Consider the following 5,993-nt stretch of genomic DNA (forward strand, 5'->3'; position numbering starts at 1 on the left):
GGCGCTCCCGCCGCCCGTGCGGCACGCTGGCGCGGTGACCCGCCCCGGCCGGGTCAGCCGGTGACGACCTCCCCCAGGCGCATGACGCCGAGGACGTGGTGCAGGAAGGGGCGCACCCGGCACAGGTGCAGCTCGCCGCCGGCCGCGCGCACCCGGGTGCGCGCGGTCAGGACGGCGTCGATGCCGCGCACGTCGCAGAAGGCGACGCCGCCCAGGTCGAGCTCGACGTCGGTGCGCCCGCCCTGCACGGCGCGCTCGACGACGTCCAGGAGCAGGTCGGCGGTGGCCGCCTCCAGCTCCCCGGTGGCCCGCAGCACGGCGCGGGGCGGGGCCGGGCCGTCGTCGAGGACGAGTTCGAGGGGCGCGGCGGTGCAGTCGCAGTCGTGGTCGTGCAGGGTCCCGGTGGTCGCCAGGACAGGTGCGGTGGGGAGGACGGACACGGGCACCCCCGTCGGTGCGGGTCCGGGGCATCGCCAGCCCCGGAGCTCGGGAGGCTGACGTTTACAACCTCGCCCACCGTAGACCGCGCCGGGGCCGCGCGTCGATCCCCGGCAGCCGCCGCGACCGGGCGCGACCGGGCGCGACCCGCTCCTCGAACGCGCGTTCGAGCCGCGTGCCATCCTGGGCGGGTGTCGGGCGGTCGGTGGAGCCACGCGTACGAGGAGCGCCACCGGCTGGCGCGCGAGCGCGAGGGCGTCTCGCCGTTCGCGGAGGCCGCCGCCGCGCTGGCGGCCGCGGGGGCCGACGAGCGCACCGCCGTCGTGCACTGCTGGGTGCGCACCCCCCGCGACGGCACGCGCCCGGGGGTGCTCATGGCGTGGCGGCGCGACGGGGAGCGCTGGCTGGGCCGCGTCGCCTACGTCCTGCTGGACCGGGCGGGCAGGCCCGTGCTGGTGGACGGCTGGGTGCCGGCGGCCGTGCTGAGCCCGGCCGGGCCGCGCTGAGGCTCCCGGTGCACGCCCACCGCGCCGCCGGCGCCCACCGCGTCGGGCAGCACCACGGTGCGCGAGGCGGGCGGCACGAGCACCGCGGGGGCCCGCAGCGTGCGCATCGGCAGGGTCGCGGCGTCGGCGGTGGCGGCCACCACGAGGTCGCCGACGTTCGCGCTGCGCGCCACGGCGTCGCCGAGGCGCCCGTGCACGAGGTCGGCCACGACGGGGCGGCGGGAGGCGGCGGCCAGGCGCTCGCGGGTGGTGCGGTGCCGCTGCAGCGCCACCGGCGAGCGGCGCCCGCGCCCGGGCGCCCGGTCCGCGGCGGCCGGCGGGTCCGTCCACGCGGTGAGCAGCCGCACGCCGCAGCGGGTGGCCGCGGCGCGGCGGGCGGTGAAGCCCACGGCGGCGTCGGAGGCGGCGGCGAAGGCGGCGTCGGAGACGACGAGCAGGCGCCGCGGCGCGGTGAGCACCGCCTGCGGGCCCACGAGCACCACGGGCACCGGCGAGCGCGGCAGGCACCGGCGCAGCACGTGCCCGTCGCCGGGGCCGACCGGGCCCACGCGCCGGCCGCAGCCGAGCACGAGCCAGCCGCTGCCGGCGGCGGCCACGAGCAGCGCGGTGGCGGCGTCGCCGGTGACGACGGAGGTGGTCACCGGCGGGCAGCGGCCGGGCAGGTGCGCCAGCTCCTCGGCCAGCGCCGCCGCCAGGGAGGCGGAGGGCAGGACGGTCAGCCGCGGCGGCGGCGGGCCCTCCCCGCGGGTGCGCTCGGCGGCCGGCGGCCGGCCGTGCGGGGGGTCGACCGCCACGACGTGCACGGCGCCGCCGACGGCCGAGGCCTCCAGCAGCGCCCAGCGCAGCGCGCGCCGCGAGGCGCCGGAACCGGACCAGCCCACGGTGGTGCGCCCGCGGGGCGCCCCCCGCTCGAGCACGCCGGGGGTCTCCACGTCGTCCACGACACCGCCTCCTCGCGGCCGGGGGCGGGCGCGCGCCCGTCCTGCCGACGATCGTGCGCCTCGCGGGGCGCGCGCACAACCAGGGCGGGCCCGGTGCGCGCGGGTGGGCGCCCCACCCGGACGGGGGCCGCGACGCGCTCCGGCGCGCCGCGGGCGCCCCCGCGGCCGATACCCTTGCCGGCTGGATCTGGCCCGGGCGCGAGGAGCGGAATTGGCGGAGCGGCAGGGCGCGGACGGCGCCGTCACGGTCGTGGAGAACGGCAAGGGCCTGCGACCGGCGGCCCTGGGGTTGTGGGGGAACACCGTCATCGGGCTGGGCGCGACGGCGCCGGTGTACAGCCTGGCGGCCACCCTGGGGTACGTGGTGCTGGCGGTGCACGACAGGGCACCGGCGATGTTCCTGGTGGCGTTCGCGCCGATGCTGCTGGTGGCGTTCGCCTACCGGGAGCTGAACCGCGCGGCGCCGGACTGCGGGACGACGTTCACGTGGGGCACGAAGGCGTTCGGCCCGTGGGTGGGCTGGATGGGCGGCTGGGGCGTGGCGGTCTCGGCCGTCATCGTGCTGGCGAACGTCGCGGAGATCTCCGCGGTGTACACGCTGCGGTTCCTCGGCCTCGGCGGCGCCGCGGACCACCCGGTGCTGCGGGTGCTGCTGGGGGTGGCGTTCATCGCCGCGATGACGTGGGTGAGCTACCGGGGCATCAAGATCTCCGAGCAGGTGCAGAACGTCCTGGTGATCGTGCAGTTCGTGGTGCTGGGCGTGCTGGCGGTGGCGGCGCTGTACCTGGTGCTGAGCGGCAACGCCGGCCCGCAGGCGGTGCGGCCGCGCTGGGAGTGGTTCTCCCCGGTGGGCGTGAGCGCCTCGGCGGTGGCGGAGGCGGTGATCCTCTGCGTCTTCATCTACTGGGGCTGGGACGCCTGCCTGGCGGTCACCGAGGAGACGCGCGACTCCGGTTCCACGCCGGGGCGGGCGGCGCTGCTGGCCACGGTGATCCTGCTGGTGACGTACGTGCTCGTCGCGGTCGCGGTGCAGGCGTACGCCGGTTTCGGCGACACCGGCATCGGCCTGCGCAACGAGGACAACGCCGACGACGTGCTCAGCGTCCTGGGCGACCCGGTGGGCGGGGCGGTGGCGTCCTCGCTGCTGCTGCTGACGGTGGCGGTCTCGGCGGCCTCCTCCACGCAGACGACGATCCTGCCGACGGCGCGCGGGACCCTGTCGATGGCCGTCTACGGCGCCCTGCCGCAGCGGTTCGCGCGGGTGCACCCGAAGTACCGCACGCCCTCGTTCGGCACGGCCGTCATGGGCGCGGCGGCGGTGGGCTTCTACGTGGTGCTCTCCGTGGTGAGCCAGAACGCGCTGCAGGACTCGATCGCCTCGCTGGGCCTGGCGGTGGCGTTCTACTACGGCATCACCGCGTTCTCCTGCGTGTGGTTCTTCCGCCGCACCCTGACCCGCTCGGTGCGCGACGCGCTCATGCGCGGGGTGTTCCCGCTGGTGGGCGGTCTGGCGATGCTGTGGGCGTTCGGGCAGAGCGCGGTGGACATGCTCGACCCGGAGTACGGCAACACGCGCTTCGGCACGCTGGGCGGGGTGTTCGTCATCGGCGTGGGGATGCTGGTGCTGGGGGTCCCGCTGATGCTGCTGTGCGCGGTGCGGCTGCGGGCGTTCTTCCGCGGGCAGACGCTGCGCGAGGACACCCCCGTGCTGGTGCCGGACACCGGCGAGCCGCCCGTCGGCGGTCTGTGAGGGGCAGCGCCCCGGCTGCGCCCGGTGGGGGTCAGGTGAGGACCCGCACCGGGCGCAGCTGCGCGTCCAGGACGACCGCGCCGCCGGTGGCGCCCGCCTCCAGGTGCCCGCGGTCGGCGCGGCCCAGCAGCCGCGCGGGCGTGCTCGTGACGGCGGCCAGGGCGTCCTCGAGCGCCAGGCCGGCGGCGGTGACCGCGAAGCGCAGCGCGCGGTCCAGGGTGAGGGTGCTGCCGGCGATGGCGCCGCCGTCGGCCAGGCGGGCGACGCCGCCCTCGACGACGGCCTCCAGCCCGCCGAGGCGGTAGGCGCCGTCGGGCGCGCCGGCGGCGGCCATGGCGTCGGTGACCAGGGCGGTGCGCCCCGGCCCGGCGCTGCGGGCGCCGTGGGCCAGGGTCAGCGGGTGCAGGTGCACGCCGTCGGCGATGAGCTCGACGGTGACGCGCTCGTCCTCCAGCAGCGCCAGCACGGGGCCGGGGCGGCGGTGGTGCACCGGCGGCATGGCGTTGAACAGGTGGGTGGCCAGGCGGGCGCCGGCGTCGACGGCGGCGCGGGCCACGGCCTCGTCGGCGCCGGTGTGCCCGACGGCGGCCACGGCGCCGTGGCCGGCGACGCGCTCGACGGCGGCCAGGCCGCCGGGCAGCTCGGGGGCCAGGGTGACCACGCGCACCAGGCCGGTGCGCAGCAGCAGGTCCACGTCGGCGGGCTCGGGCGCGCGCAGCAGGGCGGCGTCGTGGGCGCCGCGGTGGTGCGGGCTGAGCCAGGGGCCCTCCAGGTGCACCCCGGCCAGGACGCCGTCGGCGACGAGGTCCGCGAGCGCGTGGAGGGTCCGCGCGAGCTCGTCGACGGGCCGGCTGACGAGGCTGGCGACCAGGGTGGTGGTGCCGTGGGCGCGGTGCAGCGCGGCGGCGGCGCGGGCCGCGGCGGCGGCCGCCGCCCCGGTGCCGCCGAACTCCGCGCCGCCGCCGCCGTGGCAGTGCAGGTCCACGAACCCGGGCACGACGAGGTGGCCGCGCGCGTCGAGGACCTCCGCGGCGCGCGCGGCCGCGGCCGCGGGCGGCTCGCCGGCGCCGAGGTCGAGGACCTCGCCGCCGCGCAGCAGGACCCAGCCGCGGGGCAGGGCGCGCCGGCCGGTGCGCACGTCGCCGCCGGCGACCAGGACGGCGCCCGAGCCGGTGGTGCCGGTGCTCACCGGGTCTCGGTGACCTTGCGCAGCCCGCGGGGGGCGTCGGGGTCCAGGCCGCGGGCCACCGCCATCTCCAGCGCCAGGCGCTGCAGGGGCACGATCTGCACCACCGGCGCGAGGTCCTCGGGGACCCCGGCGGGCACGGCCAGGCGCACGGTGGCGTCGCGGGCCAGGTGCGCGGGCGCCACGGCGCACACGTCGGCGCCGCGCTCGCGCAGGGCGTTCAGCACGGGCGCCATCGCCTCCCCGCCGGGGCCCTCGGGCACGACCGCGATGACGGGGCGGTCGGCGTCGACCATGGCCAGCGGCCCGTGCATGAGGTCGGCGGCGGAGAAGGCCTGCGCGGAGAGGTAGGAGGTCTCCATGAGCTTCAGCGCGGCCTCGCGCGCGGTGGGGTAGGAGTAGCCGCGGGCGGTGACGACGAGGCGGTCGACGAAGCGGTAGCGGGCGGCCACGGCGGGCACGTCGTCGGCGGCCAGGGTGCGCCGCAGCAGCTCGGGCAGGGCGTGCGCGGGCGCGGTGGCGGCCCCGCGCCAGGTGGTGACCAGCAGCCACAGGGTGAGCAGCTGGGCGGTGTAGCTCTTGGTGGCGGCCACGGCCAGCTCCGGGCCGGCGTGCACGTCCAGGTGCAGCTCGGCGGCCGCCGCCAGCGGCGAGGCGGGGTCGTTGGTGACGGCCAGGGTCAGCGCGCCGGCGCGGCGGGCGGCGGCGGTGGACTCCACGAGGTCGGGCGAGCCGCCGGACTGGCTGACGGCGATCCACAGCACGCCGGTCAGGTCGGGGCGGGCGCCGTAGACGGTGAGGGTGGAGGTGGAGGTGAGCCCGGCGGGCAGGCCGAGGCCGACCTCGACGAGGTACTTGGCGTACAGGGCGGCGTGGTCGCTGGTGCCGCGGGCGGTGAGCAGCACGGTGCGGGGGGCGGCCCCGCGCAGGCGGGCGGCCACGGCGGCCAGCTCGCCGCCGGCGGCGGACAGGACGCGCTCGGCGACCTCGGGCTGCTCGGCGATCTCGGAGCGGACCAGGTGGCCTCGGGGCGGGGTGCTCACGCGGGTCTCCACGGGACGTCGGTGAAGGAAGTTGACACGAACGTACACGCCGGTGAAAGTTCCTGCCAGAGCCCCGCGGGAGCCGGTCCCGCCCGCGCACGCCACCGCCCCGGGAGGGTCCCCGTGCCG

The 5,993-nt window shown here is 78.6% G+C and carries 6 protein-coding genes; 2 read left to right on the forward strand and 4 right to left on the reverse strand.

The features are described 5' to 3' along the window. Positions 1-53: 53 nt before the first annotated feature. Complete coding sequence (locus tag GTR00_RS12320; protein ID WP_166611913.1) at positions 54-440, reverse strand: STAS domain-containing protein; 387 nt, start codon at positions 438-440, stop codon at positions 54-56. Positions 441-629: 189 nt separating this feature from the next. Between GTR00_RS12320 and GTR00_RS12325 the strand changes: the two genes are divergently transcribed. Beyond that, positions 630-944 carry a hypothetical protein gene (locus GTR00_RS12325; RefSeq protein ID WP_166611914.1) on the forward strand — a complete coding sequence of 105 codons (315 nt, stop codon included), beginning with the start codon at positions 630-632 and terminating at the stop codon, positions 942-944. On the opposite strand, the gene GTR00_RS25015 is transcribed toward GTR00_RS12325, so the two are convergent. After that, positions 857-1,885 carry a universal stress protein gene (locus GTR00_RS25015; RefSeq protein ID WP_166611915.1) on the reverse strand — a complete coding sequence of 343 codons (1,029 nt, stop codon included), beginning with the start codon at positions 1,883-1,885 and terminating at the stop codon, positions 857-859. The genes GTR00_RS12325 and GTR00_RS25015 overlap by 88 nt on opposite strands. 211 nt (positions 1,886-2,096) lie before the next feature. On the opposite strand from GTR00_RS25015, the gene GTR00_RS12335 reads away from it, so the two are divergent. Next, positions 2,097-3,635 (forward strand): APC family permease, encoded by a 1,539-nt coding sequence (locus GTR00_RS12335; RefSeq protein ID WP_166611916.1) that lies wholly within the window; start codon positions 2,097-2,099, stop codon positions 3,633-3,635. A 31-nt stretch (positions 3,636-3,666) separates the two neighbouring features. Here the strand turns inward: GTR00_RS12335 and GTR00_RS12340 are convergent, their stop codons facing one another. Together GTR00_RS12340 and GTR00_RS12345 are read right to left on the reverse strand one after the other, a co-directional pair. Then, positions 3,667-4,824: an N-acetylglucosamine-6-phosphate deacetylase gene (locus tag GTR00_RS12340; RefSeq protein WP_323132435.1), complete on the reverse strand. Its 1,158-nt coding sequence runs from the start codon at positions 4,822-4,824 to the stop codon at positions 3,667-3,669. Beyond that, positions 4,821-5,864: an SIS domain-containing protein gene (locus tag GTR00_RS12345; protein ID WP_166611917.1), complete on the reverse strand. Its 1,044-nt coding sequence runs from the start codon at positions 5,862-5,864 to the stop codon at positions 4,821-4,823. The genes GTR00_RS12340 and GTR00_RS12345 overlap by 4 nt, the downstream gene beginning before the upstream one ends. Between the last annotated feature and the right edge of the window lie 129 nt (positions 5,865-5,993).

Origin of the sequence: Kineococcus indalonis (genome assembly GCF_009906395.1) — a bacterium.
GTDB lineage: Bacteria > Actinomycetota > Actinomycetes > Actinomycetales > Kineococcaceae > Kineococcus > Kineococcus indalonis.